Source organism: Flavobacterium fragile, assembly GCF_023634865.1.
Taxonomy (GTDB): domain Bacteria; phylum Bacteroidota; class Bacteroidia; order Flavobacteriales; family Flavobacteriaceae; genus Flavobacterium; species Flavobacterium fragile.
Genome location: NZ_JAMLJN010000004.1, coordinates 1 through 14,111, shown reverse-complemented (window position 1 = coordinate 14,111; position 14,111 = coordinate 1). Strand labels below are relative to the sequence as shown.

The window sequence follows — 14,111 nt, the reverse complement described above, 5'->3', positions numbered from 1 at the left end:
TAGATATGAAATATTCTAATTATCTACTTTTGGACTTGCAATATAATGCAAAAAATGAATTATTTTTACAGAAAATTACATTTAATAAAATTGACTTAAATATTTGAAAAAATGAGCAAAATAGAATGGAAAACCGTTAGAGAATTTGAAGATATTACGTATAAAAAATGCAATGGTGTTGCCCGAATCGCTTTCAATCGTCCTGATGTTAGAAATGCTTTTCGTCCGAAAACTACTGCCGAATTAATTCAGGCATTTTATGACGCACAAGAAGATACCTCAATTGGAGTTGTATTATTGTCTGCAGAAGGTCCAAGTTCTAAAGATGGCATTTGGAGTTTTTGTAGTGGTGGCGACCAAAAAGCACGCGGACATCAAGGTTACGTAGGCGAAGACGGTTACCACAGATTAAATATTTTAGAAGTACAACGTATGATTCGTTTCATGCCAAAAGCGGTAATTTGTGTGGTTCCCGGTTGGGCTGTAGGTGGCGGACACTCGCTTCACGTTGTTTGTGATTTAACGTTAGCGAGTAAAGAACATGCTATTTTCAAACAAACCGATGCCGATGTAACAAGTTTCGATGGTGGCTACGGTTCGGCGTATTTAGCAAAAATGGTGGGACAAAAGAAAGCGAGAGAAATTTTCTTCTTAGGTAGAAATTATTCGGCTCAAGAAGCTTTTGAAATGGGAATGGTAAATGCGGTAATTCCTCATGCTGAGTTAGAAGATACAGCTTATGAATGGGCACAAGAAATTCTAGCAAAATCACCAACCTCAATCAAAATGCTAAAATTTGCCATGAATTTAACAGATGATGGAATGGTTGGCCAACAAGTTTTTGCTGGTGAAGCGACTCGTTTAGCTTACATGACAGACGAAGCCAAAGAAGGAAGAGATGCGTTTTTAGAAAAACGTAAACCGAATTTTGAGAAGAAATATTTGCCATAACTAAGAGAATAGAATAAAGATTCATGAAAAAAATCGCATTCGGGTTACTAGTATTGTTGGGTAATGTATCATTAGCTCAAGAAAATACAGACGTTAAAAAAGAAACAAAATTTCAAGTAGGAGTTCATTACGTTGGAAATCTTCGTAATGAAAACATTATTAGTGACGGTTTTAATGGAATTGTCGGTATTTCCGCTAATTACGCAATTTATCAAAATGAAATGATTTCGATTTTTGGAGGTTTGAATATCGACTATTTGCAATCGAGAGATTTATTTTTACAAAATGATATCCTAATTTGGAATCCCAATGCTAGTATTGAAGTTGACGTTTTCAAAGGTAAATTAAAACCGTTCTTTGGTATAGGATATGCTTTTTTTTCAAATGATTTCAAATTTGAAACAGGTGTTTTTGAGCCTATGGATCCAGCAATAACAACACGAGAAAAAAAACTTAACTTCAATGGTTTAACAATTAATCCGGGTTTAAAATATCATGTTTCTGATTTGTTTTTTATAGAAGGTAGTTACAAATATTTTCCAATAAATTCTAATGATTTTGATGGAGCTGCTAATACGCATTTTATCAATTTAGGTCTTGGCTTTAAATTTTAAATATGAACGAATTCACCAATAATTCCATCGACTTAAACCAACTTCCGAAATTCGAAGAAGTGCAATTGAAAGGTTTAAATCCCAAGTATATTACAGTTTTACTTTTTAATTTTTCATTGCTTTTACTATTGGTTATTGGAGGATTTTCAGCCTTGTTTTATTTCAAGCAGGAAGCTTTTTCTAATACAATTTGGATGGGGATTGTAGTTGGAATTGTTTTATTTTTAACAGGATTAGTTGTGTTTACTAAGTTTAGTTTTCAGAAAAAAGGGTATGCTTTTAGAGAACACGATGCTATTTATAAATCGGGATTAATTTCGGAAACTACTACAATTATTCCTTTCAATAGAGTACAACATGTGGCTTTGCATCAAGGATTTATATCAAGAAAATTAGGATTGGCTTCAATTGAATTATTTACTGCAGGTGGTAGTAGTTCGGATTTAGAAATTCCTGGTTTGCTTTTGGCTGATGCCCAAATCATTAAGAATTTGGTTTCCCAAAAAATTAATCCGCCCAAGCAAGACGAACCAATTGAAGTAGTACCAACAGAAACTCTGTTATCTGAAGAACATGAATAAATCAGTTGATTTTTCACAGCCGCAACGACAATCGCTTCCGGGAATTTTGGTCATGTTTGCCAATTCCCTGCAGAAGACGGTTCGTGCTTTGTGGCCCATGTTGTTGATTTGGTTGGTTAGATTTGAATCCTTAAACAAACTTGTTTTCTTTGGAAGTATTGCCGGAGTTGTAATTTTACTTGGAGTAATTTCGTATTTGCAGTATCTATTTTTTACTTTTCACATTGATGAAGAAAACAACGAATTTGTCATTCAAAAAGGAGTTTTGAATAAAACCAGAATTACCATTCAGTTGCATAAAATTCAGCAAGTCAATATCAATCAAAGTTTAATTCAACGTTTGGTTGGGGTTCATAAATTGGAAATTGATACTGCTGGAAGCGATAAAAAAGAAGCTTCTATTAGTGCCATTTCTCATGAGTTGGCAACTATTCTGAAAGAACGATTAATCAATCATTCGCAATCAGAACTGACTGAGAATGCTGAAAAAAATGTTGAAGAGATAACACCAACATCCTTTATAAAAATTGGATTACCAAGTTTAATAAAAATCGGATTTACCTCGAATTATATCAAAAGTTTTGCTCTGATTTTTCTGTTTTTCACCACTATTGTTGAAAATTTACAACAGTTGAATGCGGAAGTAATTGATGAAGATCAAGTGACTAATTATTTAGATACTTTACCTGTTTACACTTCTGTTTTTATTGTCATTGGTTTTTTTATTACCTTGATTTTACTGGTGAATTTAGTTCGAACGATTCTCAAATATTTCGATTTCACTATTCAGAAAAGCAAACAAGCTATCATTTTGTCTTACGGATTACTTTCGACAAAAAACACCTTGTTGAATCCAAATAAAGTTCAAAAAATTAAAGTTACTCAAAACTACTTTCAAAAGAAATTGGATGTAACCACGATTGGCATACATCAAGCCTCAAGTGATGCAGAGAAAGTAAAAGAAAAAGACCAAATTGAAGTCCCAGGTTGTACTGAAAACGAACGCGATGCTATTCTAAAATTGTTATTAGGGCAATTACCTCAAAAAGGAACGATGTATTTGCCGAATTGGAGAAAATTAGCGGTGAATACGTTTTTCTTTTTATTAGTTCCAATAGTCGTAACCTTATTCCTAAATCACAAAACGGATTTTGTAGCTTGGAACGATTGGTTCATGTATACAGCTATTTTTTCTGTTTTCGCCGGAGTGATGCTTTGGTTTTCGTTTAAAAATTACAAACTTTTTGTTTCCCATGATTTCATCATCAAACAAAATGGCGCTTGGGATATTGATACAACAATTATAGAACCCTATAAAATTCAAGCTATCGAAACCCAACAATTTTTTTGGCAAAAAGCAACGAATATCGGTTCGGTTACGCTATCAACTGCAGGAGGAACCGTAAGTTTTACCACAGGAAATTACACCGAAATTAAGCAATTAGTAAATTATTGGTTATACGAAGTGGAAACTTGGGAAAAGAATTGGATGTAGTGGAGTTGGAAGTAGGAAGTTAGAAGTTAGAAGTTTGGAGATGGGAGATTGGAGATTGGAGTAGGAAGTTGGGAGTTTGATATTATTGACTTAGTTTTGTTATTCCGCCGAAGTAGGAATCTCCTACGAAGTAGGCTCACATTAGAGCGAAGCGAAAACCATTGCTCTTGAACTTGAACTTGCCCTTGAACTTGATTTTAATTAAAATAATTAAATAATTAAATAATGAAACACTGGATACAAGCCGCACGATTACGAACTTTACCACTTTCCGTTTCTGGAATAATTGTAGGAAGCGCTTATGCCTATTATCAAGGATATTCCGATTGGAGAATTGTGGTTTTGGCGTTATTAACTACGTTAGGATTACAAGTATTGTCCAATTACGCCAACGATTACGGTGATGGCGTAAAAGGAACCGATGCAAATAGAATAGGCGAAAAACGTTTAGTAGCAGCCGGAGTTATCACAGCCGAGCAAATGAAAAAAGCGGTAATTATTACTGCAGTATTGACGTTCATTATTGCGCTGTTATTGATTTACATAGCTTTTGGAAAAGATAATTTCGCCTTGAGTTTGATATTTATTTTATTAGGAATCGGTTCCATCGGAGCAGCCATTAAATATACGGTTGGGAAAAGCGCTTATGGATATAGCGGTTTTGGCGATTTATTTGTGTTTATTTTCTTCGGGTTGGTTTCGGTAATTGGTTCTAACTTTTTGTTTACCCATTTTATCGATTGGAAATTATTCTTACCCGCAACCGCCATCGGATTATTAAGCGTTGCGGTGCTGAATTTAAATAACATGCGCGATATTGAAAACGATAAAATCGCAGGAAAGAATACGTTGGTAGTGAAGATGGGATTGGAGAATGCGAAGAAATATCATTCGTTATTATTTTTTATTCAAATGATTGTTATGTTTGTATTTGCTATACTAACAGATACATCTTACTTCCCAATTCTTTTGGTTAATATTTTTTTTATAAAACACATAGTAACAGTTTATAAAGCAAAACAATACGATGACTTCGACCCAGAACTTAAAAAAGTAGCATTGGGAACATTTGTATTAAGTCTATTATTTTGGTTAATTTTATACTTAAGCTCTGTTTTAAAAGATTTAATAATGTTAGCATCATAAAAATTATAAAACTATGAAAATCACATTTTACGGACACGCTTGTATCGGAATTGAACTTAACGAGGTTCACATTTTAGTTGACCCCTTCATTTCAGGAAATCCAAAGGCTTCTCATATTGATATCAATACGTTGAAAGCGGATTATATATTGCTAACTCACGCACATCAAGACCATATTTTAGATGTGGAAGCGATTGCTAAACGTACCGAAGCCGTTATTGTTTCCAACTACGAAATTGCTTCACATTACGGAAACAAAGGTTTCAATTACCATCCTATGAATCACGGTGGAAGTTGGGATTTTGAATTCGGAACCGTGAAATATGTAATTGCACTTCATACGTCTTCATTCCCTGATGGAAGCTACGGAGGACAACCTGGTGGATTTGTAATCGAGGGCGAACACAAAAACATCTACATCGCAGGCGATACCGCTTTAACTATGGATATGAAACTAATTCCAATGCGTACCAAGTTAGATTTAGCGATTTTACCTATTGGCGATAACTTCACTATGGACGTTGAAGATGCTATTATTGCTTCTGATTTTGTACAATGCGATAAAGTGTTAGGATATCATTTCGATACATTTGGTTACATTGAAATCAATCACGAAGAAGCAAAACGCAAATTTTTCGATAAAGGAAAAGATTTGATGCTATTAGAAATTGGAGCAAGTATCGAATTGTAAATTTGGTATAAAAATTGAATGTATTAAACACATAGATACATAGTTTTTTACTTTTCTAATTGGTGAAAATTTGTGTAATTCGTGTTTAAATTAAAAAATCATAATGAATAAAATAGTTTACTTCGTATCCGCCGTATTGTTTTCTAGCTCAATTTACGCTCAAAAAGATGGTTTTTGGGATAAAGAACGCGCCACTACAAAAGAAATAACACTTTCTGCAGGAAAACGCGCTCTGATTAAAACAGAAGATTTACCCGTCGGAACCACTGAATTTGTATACCGAGTGACGGTTTTAGACGAGAATCAGAAGTTGACTTCTAGTTTGGTTTCGGTGTTGAAAGCGATTCCTGACCCTACCGGAATTAGCCAGGGAACAGCTGGTGCGATTCATTTAACATCGGCTATTTCAGGTGATGATAAATGTACGTTTGCTTTGTTTCAAGAAGCGAATGCGGCAAATTTGTTTCTAAAAGAGGGTAAAACTGATAGAGCGTGCTGGGAACAAAAAGAAAAGGTAAACAAAGACGCCAAGTTGATTTCGTCTTCTTCGTTATGTTTGACCAATTTACCTAATTTGTGGTTCGGATTTGAAAGTCAGAACTGGGTCATGAATCAAAAAATCGTTTTAGAAGTCGTGCCTTGGGTCGATTATAAAGCGAGCAGAGGTTGGGATAAAACTACTAAAAATGAAATTTTAACTCTTGCTAAAAAACTTCCAGTAGTTTCAAAACTTACAAAAAAAGAGGCTTTTTATGCTGCTTTTATTGAAAATAGTAGCAAAAAGTACACGTATAGAGAATATGCTCAACTTTTAGCTGTAGAGAAAAACAGCGCTATTGAAAAACTTACAGAAGAAAGTTTAAAAGAAACGGGTGAAGTAAAAGCGTATTACGATATCATCCGTGAGAAATCAAATTTGGCTTTTCAAAAAGGAAATTATGAAGAAGCGATTTCCATTATTTCAACCGAAATGTTTGCAAAAAACAGAGCCACTTATATAGATTATAGACTTTTAGGCGATTATTATTTGTTCTCTAAACAATTTACAAAAGCGGAAGAAACATACAATAAAGGAATAAAATTGAATCCATCCGAAATTCATTTTCAGTTGAATTTGGCGCACGTTTATTTGTTTACCGATAGAATTTCTGAATCAAGAGGTATTCACAAAAAATACGCTCACGAAAGCTTATCCAACGGTAAAACATGGATAGCACAAACGAAAGTCGATTTCGCAGCTTTTGAAAAGCATAAATTACCAATCGACAACTTCAAGAAAATCTTGAGAGTTTTAGAATAAAATATCAATAACAAGTTCAAGTACAAAAATCAACTTTAAAACTTTGAAATTTGTACTTGAATTTGCACTTGTACTTGGATATGAAAGCAACCTACAAAAAATACATCCTAAATTTTAAACGTCCAAGTGGCACTTCTCGGGGGGTAATGACGGAGAAGGAAACTTGGTTTTTAATCTTGGAAGATAATGGTAAAATTGGAATTGGTGAGTGTGGTATTTTACGAACCCTTTCTATTGATGATAGACCCGATTATGAAGAAAAATTGCAATGGGTTTGCCAGAACATTCATTTGGGAAAAGACCAATTGTGGGACGCATTACTAGAGTTTCCTTCGATTCAGTTTGGAGTGGAAATGGCGTTTTTGTCGTTGCAATCGAAAACTCCTTTCGATTTATTTCCTTCTGATTTTACAACTGGTAAAAAGAATATGTTAATCAACGGTTTGGTTTGGATGGGCGAGGAGCACTTCATGAAAACCCAAATCGAAGAAAAATTAGCACAAGGATTTTCGTGTATCAAGCTGAAAATTGGTGCCATTGATTTCGAAAAAGAATTGGGATTATTGCGATTTATTCGTCAAAATTTTGATGCTAACACCATTGAAATTCGGGTGGATGCTAATGGTGCTTTTGATTCAAAAGAGGCTTTAAGTAAATTGAATCAATTAGCTGAATTTGAATTACATAGTATTGAGCAGCCAATTAAAGCCAGTCAACTTCAAGAAATGAAAATGCTTTGTCAACAAACACCTTTTCCAATCGCTTTAGACGAAGAACTAATAGGTGTTTTTGGAATTGAAAAAAAACGAAAATTACTAGAAGAAATTCAACCGCAATACATCATTTTAAAACCAAGTTTAGTCGGTGGTTTCAAAGGAACATTAGAATGGATTTCCATAGCTGAAAGTTTAAATATTGGTTGGTGGATTACTTCTGCATTAGAAAGCAACATCGGATTAAATGCGATTACGCAATTTACTTTCACACTCAATAATCCCATGCCGCAAGGTTTAGGAACGGGTGGTTTGTATACGAATAATTTCGATTGTCCGTTGGAAATTGAGAAGGGACATATTCAGTATAATGTTAATAAACAATGGGATATTTCTAATTTAGGAATTTAGGTTACAGTTTAGAACAAGGATGATTTTATTTAAACGCAAAGAACGCTAAGTTTTTTCGCAAAGGTCGGTAAGGAGTTACTAGATTAGTAACTTGAATTTCTGAGAAAACGTATTACATTGATAGTGTAAAGTAGGATTGTCCCCTTGAGGTCCCGATAGCTATCGGGATTAGGGGTGTTTCGAGTTTGTAATTAATTTTTGAATTTGAATTTGCACTTGCCCTTGAGTTGGCACGCGGATAAAACGGGTCCGCCTAGGCGGAGCGCTGGTGGTGACGGATTTTTTAGGTACCTTTTGCCTTCGAGAGCCTCAGGCAACGGTTAGAGTAGTTCTTATGAAATGCTAATAAAATAAATATTCTTAGAAAGAATTGTCCCCTTGAGGGGACTTTAGGGGTGTAGCGGGTTTGTACTTGAATTTTGAATTTGAACTTGCCCTTGAACTTATTCTCCGTTTACAAGTATTATTTCCTAAATTTGCACAACTAAATCATTTATCCAATGTTTCGTTTAAAATTACCAACCGACCCAAGATGGGCTAACATCGCCGAAGGAAACTTAGAAGAAATTCTAACCGATCATGCTTGGTGCGAATTGAAAGCGTCTTCTAACGCCATTATGTTAATCAATATGTTGCCTGAGTTCACAGAAATTACTACCGAGTTGACGAAGATTGCGAAAGAAGAAATGGATCATTTTGAGCAAGTACATGAGATTATCAAAGCGCGTGGTTGGGTCTTAGGTCGCGAACGAAAAGACAGTTATGTAAATGATTTATTCAAGTTTATGAAGCCTGGAAATCGCAAGCATTTAATTGTAGAGCGCATGTTATTTGCGGCTATGATAGAAGCCAGAAGCTGCGAACGATTCAAAGTGCTTTCCGATAATATAAAAGACGAAGAACTAGCAAAATTTTATCGTGAATTAATGATTTCAGAAGCCAATCATTACACTTCTTTCTTGCAATTTGCAAACGAATTAGCAGAAGAAGGCTACGACGTTAAAAAGCGTTGGGAAGAATGGTTAGAATTTGAAGCCCAAGTGATTGCGAGTTACGGGAAATCGGAGACGATTCATGGGTAAAAGTTTGTAGTCTCAGTCTCAGTGTTCAGTGAATATACTGCGACTAAAAACTGTGACTGTCAACTGTTCTTTGCTTCGATCCACTTACTCATGTACTTGGTGCTTTGTAAGTTTTGATGTTGCAATATTTGTCCCAAGAAGTTTTGATTTCTATGTGTTTTCAAATGTTCTTGAATATGTGCTACTTTAGTTATGAAATCACTTGCAAATAATTCTTTTTTGAAACGTTTTTCGATAATCTCATAACCGTTTTTTTGAACGGTTTTCCAAATTGATTTATTGGTATACAATTCAACAGCTTTTTCTACAAATTCATTCTCATCGGAAGTGATGAATCCATTCCAATCTAAAACTCCATTCATTCCTTCGGCGCCCATTTTTGTTGTAACAGAAGGTAATCCTAATTGCATAGCTTCAAATAATTTGCCTTTCAAACCCGCTCCGTAAGGAATTGGCGCTAACAACACTTTTGCTTTTGCATACACGTCTGCAACGCTTTTGGCTCTTCCTTTGATTAAGAAACCTTCTTTTTCATTATGCAATTGTTTGGCTTTTTCGGAAACATAAGCGCCATAAACGTGAAGTTCAGCTTCAGGAAGTTGTTTTTTGATGGATTTCCACTGTTTTTTTAATTGTAAAACGGTTTGCCAATTAGGTTCGTGCAAAAAGTTGCCGATGCTTATAAAATGATTTCGTTCTTCAAATTTTGGAACATTTATATTTATTTCTTCCGATAGGAAAGGCAAATAGTACAAAATAGAAGCATCAATTTTAAACGATTCAGCAGCCAATTGCATTTCGTATTCGGAAATCAATAATGTTAAATCACATCTGTAAATAGAAGCTATTTCGCGTTTAAAAACATCGGAAATATAATCTTCAAAGACCAATTCGCGATTTTGTTTGAACGCTACTTCTCGGGCTTTTCTTAAGAAATGTAAATCTTCTGTATCTAAAATTCGTAAGGCATTCGGACATTGTTCTATGACACGCCAACCGTATTGTTCTTCTATCATGAAACGGTCAAAAAGTACAACATCGGGATTTAATTCTTTGATGATAATATCAAACGAACTATTATTTAATTGAATGGTTTGCGTATTAACTGAAATTGTGCTCAAATCAAATGAGAAGTCCGATGGCATAGCCGAACACAAAAACGTGATTTCATAGTCTTGCTTTTGAAACAAGGCAATGAGTTGCAACATTCTGTTTCCTGCTGCGGTTGAATTGGGTTCTGGCCATACGGCTCCGATGATGACTAAGTGGTTCATAGAACAAAGATAGTTATTAAGTAAAAAGTAAAAAGTAAAAAGTAAAAAGTAAAAAGTAAAAAGTAAATTTGCACTAATCACTAATCACTAATCACTAATCACTAATCACTAAAAAAATGAGTTTTTTCAAATTTTGTCCTAGTTGTGCTTCAACGCATTTTTCGTTTCCTGATAATCGTCGGTTTTTGTGTGAGGATTGTGGGTTTACTTATTATCATAATATTGCGGCGGCTGTAGCGCTTGTTTTTACGTTTGAAGACAAGGTGTTGTTTACGGTACGAAATGTGGACCCAGACAAAGGGAAATGGGATTTACCAGGCGGATTCATTGATCCAAATGAAACGGCGGAAGAAGCGGCTTGTAGAGAGATTAGAGAAGAATTGGGCTTGAACTTGCAGGCTTCGGATTTAAAGTATATTACGACTTCACCAAATAATTATTTGTACAAAAACGTGCCTTACAGAACGATGGATATTTTTTACGAATGTGAATTAACTTCTGATATAATCAATGTAGCTGCTGAAGATGAAATTCAGGAGTTGGTTTGGGTAAAACGTTCGGAAATTGATTTGGAGAAAATTGGTTTTGTTTCGATACGCAAGGTGATAGGAGAGCAGTATTTGAAATAGTTGATTTTGTTTTTCAAGTTTTTGGAACACAGATTGAAGAAATTGAAATTATCTTTAAAATTTAAACCCTTGAAATCTTTAGAAATTCATTGACTCGATTGTCACCCTGAGCGAAGTCGAAGGCTAATGAAATGCTATTTAGATGTTTTATTTATTTTGTTTCAAGTTTCAGGTTTTTGGAACATAGATTACAGAAATTGAAATCATCTTCAAAATCTTATATGTACTTTATTGGCGAAACGTTTCACTAGTTATACTTCTATGACTTATATGTTTTAATTTTATAAGTAAAGTACATTGTCCTTGAATTTGAACTTGCCCTTGAATTAGCACGCGGATGAAACGGGTCCGCCTAGGCGGAGCGCTGGTGGTGACGGATTTTTTAGTTACACAAAGTAGCACTAAGTTTTTCACAGAGTTACACGGAGTTTCTTTGAGGTGGATTGTGTTGAGGGAGTTGCACTGAGCGTTTTACTTATTTGAGTTTTCTAACCGCCCAGTTTGTCGTGCGGCTAAGTATCTCTATTGATTTTTGAAATTGAACTTGCCCTTGTTCTTGCTCTTGCCCTTTTTTATAACACAGTTATGCTCTTTTCTTAATCAAAACAAAAAGTAGTTATTAACAATTGAGTGCAATATTCACTATATCAATACTTTACGTTTAGTATACGTTTAGTATACGTTTAGTAAAAATAGAGTTTTTGTTATAGTTCTAATATTCTGTTTTACTCGTATTTACATTCACTTTTCAATTTATTTTAAAAAAATATTTTTTACAAAAGAAAATTTAGCCGCTAGCTGTTGAAAACTTCATTCTATTTTTTTTCAAGTTATCTTTGTTTAGATAACATTTTTTAGCACTTTTGTTAAAAGTCAAAACAAAATTATAAGTAAAAGAATAATAGTCGTTTAACAATTATAACCCTACATGCCTGTGCGATCAGAAGTTGAAATTTTACAAACCCAAGTAGAGCAATTAACTAAAGCAGTTTTACAATTAAAAGAACAAGCCAATAATGATATTTGGTACGATAATGCAGATGTTCTAAAATTGTTTAACATTAGCGATTCTACTTTGTTGCGTTACCGTAAAGAAAAGAAAATTCCTTTTACTAAACTAGGAGGACGCTTTTTGTATCCAAAAGCTTTCTTTACAAAATCTCTTATGGAGAAATTAGAAAACAAGCATTTGCTTTAAGTTTTCGTATTCTTGCTTCCCCAAGCTTTTTTTCTAATAGCAATTAGAACTCCTTTCTTCAATTCATACGTGTAAAATATTTTACATTCTTTCCTTTCTATAGTGCTTATTTTATTTGCTTTCTATAGTTCTCGATACAATTTTCAAAAGCAAAAATTAGCATTTTTCCTTTTAAAAATCACTCGAAATGACGGTTGTGTTATCTCGTTGCTAATGTTTATAAGCTACTTTCATGCGTCTTTTAATTCATAATTTCATTAGCGTCAATTCGAATGTTTTGTGTTGGTAAAGCCATAGATTTACAAATACAAAATGTATCGAGAACTAACGAAAATGTATCGTTTCTACAATTCTCGATACAATTTTCAAAAGCAAAAAATAGCATTTCACTTTTAAAAATCATTCGAAGAGACGAGGTAGGGTTGTATTGTTTCAAGAGCTTTTTTCTGGTACTGGTTGTTTCAGGTTAGCATCTTAAAATTCATAATTCCACCAGCGTCAATTCGAGTGTTTTGTGTTTGTAAAGCCATAGATTTACAAATACAAAATGTATAGAGAACTTAATGAAAATGTATCGTTTTATATTGGATTATCGTTCCTTTTTTTTATTTTCCTTCTTATCTTATTTCTAATTTGTTCGAAGAAACAGCTGTTTTTACGAAGCGCGTTCGAACAACGTTCGAACAAACTACGAACAAAACCCCCTTAAAATCACACCCGAGCTATCATTGACTAGCAATTCCTATCAAAAGACGTCAAAACCCGTCAAAACCCGTCAAAAGGTGGCAAAGAAGGGCATAAGATGGCATACCCTAGCAAAACGTATCAAATACTTTTAAATAACGTTAATTCATTGCAAGTTAATAAGTTAGATTTGTTCATAAAAAGCCTTACTTTATCTTTGTCTCGTTCTTTGATAGCGCGCATCAAAAACAAAAAAATAGTTTTAATAATTTAATATTTAAAAGAGTATGGGTACATACAATAAGGGCATCTTAGGTGCATTTTCAGGAAAAGTAGGTCCGGTGGTGGGCGCTACATGGCGAGGTAAAGAGGTAATGCGTAGTTTACCTAAAAAGAGTAATCGTTTGGCAACAACGTATCAGCAACAGCAGCGCAGTAAGTTTGCCATGACTACCGAATTTCTTGGCAGGGTTCAACCTGTAATTAAACGCTATTTTGGTAGTAATGCTGGTTTGAAAACACGACGCAATCAAGCAATGTCGTATTTAATGAAAGAGGCTATTGTGTTTACGGATCCTAATTATGAGTGGGATTACACTAAAGTCTTAATTAGTAAAGGCGACTTGCTAGGGATTAACAATGGAGCTGTTATCGCTGGAACCGGGCAAAACTTAGATTTTAGTTGGACCGACAACAGCGGACAAGGTGAGGCAATGGCAACCGATAAGCTTGTAGTAGTGGTTTACGAACCTACTTCTAAAGCTACGGTGTACAGTTTGAATGCAGGGAGTAGAAGTAGTGGAAGCGCTACTCTTGAATTGCCCAACTTCTTAAGCGGATTGGAAGTACAAGTATGGGCAACATTTGTTTCTTCTAACGATGCTTTATATGCCACCAGTTTATACTTAGGTGCTGTAACCGTGGGTTAATCTTAGTTTTGATTAGTGTTCGTACATGCGATTTACAAACGCCCTGCTAGTGATAGTGGGGCGTTTTTTTATTTTTCAAGTTTTTGGAACACAGATGGGAGAAATTGAAATAAATTTTAAAATTTAAAATGCTTAGAAATCTTTGGAAATTAATTGACTCGATTGTCATCCTGAGCATTCTAAGATAAAAACAAGTAATCAAGCAATTAATTTTACAAAAGGTTCATTTCTTTTTGCAACGGCGAATATTCTTAGTACAATTTTGTTTGCAACAGCATTTAAAGCAGTAAGCTTGTGCTTTCCTTTTTCTAATTTTTGTTGGTAATATTTTTTTAATTGAGGATCGTGCTGAATGGCACTTCCCGCAGCCTTAAATAAAATAGACTTTAGTGTTTTGTCCCTCAAAAAGTGTG

At 34.4% G+C, this 14,111-nt stretch carries 13 protein-coding genes and 1 pseudogene; 12 read left to right on the top strand and 2 right to left on the bottom strand.

All coding sequences use genetic code 11. The features are described 5' to 3' along the window. Window positions 1-111: 111 nt before the first annotated feature. From NAT47_RS05800 to miaE, 9 genes are all read left to right on the top strand, one after another. Window positions 112-951, top strand: a complete 840-nt coding sequence (locus tag NAT47_RS05800) for a 1,4-dihydroxy-2-naphthoyl-CoA synthase (protein WP_250581369.1) — start codon at window positions 112-114, stop codon at window positions 949-951. Between the two features lie 23 nt (window positions 952-974). Beyond that, on the top strand, window positions 975-1,565 hold the full coding sequence (locus NAT47_RS05795; RefSeq protein ID WP_250581368.1) for an outer membrane beta-barrel protein: 591 nt from the start codon (window positions 975-977) through the stop codon (window positions 1,563-1,565). A gap of 2 nt (window positions 1,566-1,567) precedes the next feature. Then, a complete protein-coding gene (locus NAT47_RS05790) occupies window positions 1,568-2,146 on the top strand; it encodes a PH domain-containing protein (protein WP_250581367.1) in 579 nt (192 codons plus the stop codon). Further along, the gene (locus NAT47_RS05785) at window positions 2,139-3,641 is read left to right on the top strand and encodes a PH domain-containing protein (RefSeq protein WP_250581366.1); all 1,503 of its coding nucleotides are present in this window, start codon (window positions 2,139-2,141) and stop codon (window positions 3,639-3,641) included. Before NAT47_RS05790 ends, NAT47_RS05785 begins: the two co-directional genes overlap by 8 nt. A 225-nt stretch (window positions 3,642-3,866) precedes the next feature. Continuing rightward, window positions 3,867-4,787, top strand: a complete 921-nt coding sequence (menA, locus tag NAT47_RS05780; protein WP_250581365.1) for a 1,4-dihydroxy-2-naphthoate octaprenyltransferase — start codon at window positions 3,867-3,869, stop codon at window positions 4,785-4,787. Between the two features lie 13 nt (window positions 4,788-4,800). Further along, entirely contained in the window at window positions 4,801-5,478 is a 678-nt protein-coding gene (locus NAT47_RS05775) for a metal-dependent hydrolase (RefSeq protein ID WP_250581364.1), read from the top strand. A 103-nt stretch (window positions 5,479-5,581) separates the two neighbouring features. Continuing rightward, the gene (locus NAT47_RS05770; protein WP_250581363.1) at window positions 5,582-6,778 is read left to right on the top strand and encodes a tetratricopeptide repeat protein; all 1,197 of its coding nucleotides are present in this window, start codon (window positions 5,582-5,584) and stop codon (window positions 6,776-6,778) included. A gap of 80 nt (window positions 6,779-6,858) precedes the next feature. Continuing rightward, window positions 6,859-7,902, top strand: a complete 1,044-nt coding sequence (locus NAT47_RS05765) for an o-succinylbenzoate synthase (RefSeq protein WP_250581362.1) — start codon at window positions 6,859-6,861, stop codon at window positions 7,900-7,902. A gap of 500 nt (window positions 7,903-8,402) precedes the next feature. Further along, complete coding sequence (gene miaE, locus NAT47_RS05760) at window positions 8,403-8,984, top strand: tRNA-(ms[2]io[6]A)-hydroxylase (protein WP_250581361.1); 582 nt, start codon at window positions 8,403-8,405, stop codon at window positions 8,982-8,984. 59 nt (window positions 8,985-9,043) lie between these two features. Here miaE and NAT47_RS05755 read toward each other — a convergent pair whose 3' ends face one another. Then, entirely contained in the window at window positions 9,044-10,258 is a 1,215-nt protein-coding gene (locus NAT47_RS05755) for a glycosyltransferase family 4 protein (RefSeq protein WP_250581360.1), read from the bottom strand. 116 nt (window positions 10,259-10,374) lie between these two features. Here NAT47_RS05755 and NAT47_RS05750 point away from each other — a divergent pair, with 116 nt between their 5' ends. The 3 genes from NAT47_RS05750 to NAT47_RS05740 all read left to right on the top strand — a co-directional run bounded on the left by NAT47_RS05750 (window position 10,375) and on the right by NAT47_RS05740 (window position 13,698). After that, window positions 10,375-10,887 carry an NUDIX hydrolase gene (locus NAT47_RS05750; RefSeq protein ID WP_250581359.1) on the top strand — a complete coding sequence of 171 codons (513 nt, stop codon included), beginning with the start codon at window positions 10,375-10,377 and terminating at the stop codon, window positions 10,885-10,887. 928 nt (window positions 10,888-11,815) lie between these two features. Then, the gene (locus NAT47_RS05745) at window positions 11,816-12,085 is read left to right on the top strand and encodes a helix-turn-helix domain-containing protein (RefSeq protein ID WP_250581358.1); all 270 of its coding nucleotides are present in this window, start codon (window positions 11,816-11,818) and stop codon (window positions 12,083-12,085) included. A gap of 971 nt (window positions 12,086-13,056) precedes the next feature. Continuing rightward, window positions 13,057-13,698 carry a DUF6266 family protein gene (locus tag NAT47_RS05740; RefSeq protein ID WP_250581357.1) on the top strand — a complete coding sequence of 214 codons (642 nt, stop codon included), beginning with the start codon at window positions 13,057-13,059 and terminating at the stop codon, window positions 13,696-13,698. A 198-nt stretch (window positions 13,699-13,896) separates the two neighbouring features. Here the strand turns inward: NAT47_RS05740 and NAT47_RS05735 are convergent. After that, window positions 13,897-14,111: pseudogene (locus tag NAT47_RS05735) on the bottom strand (IS110 family transposase); the annotation flags it as partial.